This window comes from Actinoplanes sp. NPDC048791, from assembly GCF_040650095.1.
In the GTDB taxonomy this organism is placed as follows: domain Bacteria; phylum Actinomycetota; class Actinomycetes; order Mycobacteriales; family Micromonosporaceae; genus Actinoplanes.
The window spans coordinates 1-2,136 of record NZ_JBEZGQ010001259.1 but is presented as its reverse complement, the minus strand read 5'-3'; the positions used below and the strand labels follow the sequence as shown (position 1 = coordinate 2,136).

Here is a 2,136-nt window from a genome sequence, read left to right as displayed (position 1 = left end):
CGACGGGCACGGGCGGTCGGCGCAGACCTTCCTGGTCGAGGTCGTGGCTCGCTCGGGTGGCGAGGAGCGCCGGGTTGTGGCGAGCGGCCGCGACATCTACGCGGTCACCGCACCGCTGGTCGTGGAGGCGGCCGCGCGGATCGTGGCCGGGGAGGGCGCGTCGGCCGGTGTCGCTTCGGTGGGGGCACGCTTCGATCCCAAGGACTTCCTGAACGCGCTCAGCCCGCGGTTCCTGACGCTCGGCTGACCCGATCGCGGTGCCCCCGGCGCTGTCCGGGAGCACCGCGGCTGCTCAGCACCGGGGTCAGTCGATGATCTCGATCTGCGTGGCGGTGGGGCCAGTCGGCGTAAGTCTTGTAGAAGCAGACCCGCGGATAGACACACCCGTAGTTGGTGACGGCCTGGGCCGGGGCCGCGGCGGCCAGCGTGCCGTGCGCCCACCGTAGGAGGGTCATCAAGGTCCGCCGATGCGTTGGGCGGTAGCTGCCAACGGCGCGCCTACAGCCAACCCACAGAGAGTTCACCGGTCGCTGACAACCTGCCGGGCAACAGTGGGGTCATCACCGCTCACTGATGAGGCGAGGCGCGCCATGACCGATCTGCTGACCCGGCCCCCGTACACCGAGGATGCCACGTCCACCGGCACCATCCCGCCGGCTCCGCCGCTGCCGCCGGATGTCATCGGTCATCGTGGCGGGGGAGACCGGCACTGGCCGCGGCGGGTCGCCGGCGGGGCCGCGGTGCTCGCGCTGATCGCCGGCGGCGGTACGGCGGGCGGCTTCCTCGCCGAGCACTACGCCGACCGGGCCTCGGCCACCACCGCCGCCACGGCGACCACCACCACCACCACCACCGCAGTGGCCGTGAGCGAGAACAACAGTCTCGCCCCGATCGCCGCGAAGGTCGCACCCAGCATCGTCACCGTGCTCATCGACGGCGCGAACGAGTCGGCGCTCGGCTCCGGGGTCGTGCTCAGTGCCGACGGGCTGATCCTGACCAACAACCACGTCATCGCCTCCGGGGGCACGGTCAGCGTGCGGCTCGCCGACGGCCGTACCGTGCCGGCCAAGGTTGTCGCCGCCGACAGCACCCACGACCTGGCGCTGGTGCAGGCGACCGGGGTGTCGGGGCTGACCCCGGCCACGTTCGGGGCCGACGACAGCGTGGCCGTCGGCGACACCGTGCTGGCCTTCGGCGCACCGCTGGGGCTGGAGGGCACCGTCACCTCCGGCATCGTCAGCGCCCTCGACCGTGAGGTCGGCACCGGCACCGAGCAGCTGACCGGCCTGCTGCAGACCGACGCGCCGATCAACGAGGGCAACTCCGGCGGCGCCCTGGTCGACACCTCCGGCAACGTCATCGGCATCAACGTGGCCATCGCCACGGCCAGCGATCAGAGCACCGGCAGCGTCGGCGTCGGTTTCGCCATCCCGGCCGGCACCGTCACGAGTGTCGTGCGGCAGCTGCAGACACAGGCCGCTTCTTGACCTGAAGCCGGGTGCAGGTTGTCGACTGCGGGGATGACCTTCACCGCAGCAGAACTCGCCCACCTGGCCGGCCAGCCGCTCGGCCGCCTGGCGACCGCCCAGCCCGACGGCACCCTGCAGGTCAGCCCGGTCGGCTTCCGCTGGAACAGCGACCTGGCGACCATCGACATCAGTGGCTGGCACATGGCCGCCAGCCGCAAGTACCGCAACGTCGCGGACAACGGGCGGGTCGCCTTCGTGGTCGACGACCTGCCCTCGACGGACCCGTGGCGGGTGCGCTGCCTGGAGATCCGGGGCGTCGCCGAGGCGGTCCAGCCGGCCGACGGCGAGGCGATCATCCGGATCCACCCGCGCCGCATCATCAGCTTCGGCATCGACGACCTGGACAGCGAGCCGCACGCCCTGGTCCCGAGCAAGCGGGACGTGGCCGGCCGGTAGCCGGCCGGGCGACCGCGAACACCGGCCGCGCGACCGCGAACACCGGCTGTGCGGCCGCGATCGCCGGCGACGGGATCCCGCCGCCGGCGATCACTCAGCCGGCCAGGTGGCCGTACCTGTCCTTCAGCTCACGCCAGGTGCCCTGGGCCACCGCGCGGCCGCCGATCAGCACGACCACCTTGTCGGCGCGGGACAGCGCCGCGCGCTTCGA

The 2,136-nt window shown here is 72.6% G+C and carries 2 protein-coding genes and 1 pseudogene; all 3 read left to right on the top strand.

The features are described from left to right. Positions 1-247, top strand: a pseudogene (locus AB0C29_RS45120) (saccharopine dehydrogenase); the annotation flags it as partial. A gap of 343 nt (positions 248-590) precedes the next feature. After that, positions 591-1,487, top strand: a complete 897-nt coding sequence (locus tag AB0C29_RS45115) for a trypsin-like peptidase domain-containing protein (RefSeq protein WP_360834064.1) — start codon at positions 591-593, stop codon at positions 1,485-1,487. Between the two features lie 33 nt (positions 1,488-1,520). Further along, positions 1,521-1,925, top strand: a complete 405-nt coding sequence (locus tag AB0C29_RS45110) for a PPOX class F420-dependent oxidoreductase (RefSeq protein WP_360834062.1) — start codon at positions 1,521-1,523, stop codon at positions 1,923-1,925. The last annotated feature ends 211 nt before the right edge of the window (positions 1,926-2,136 follow it).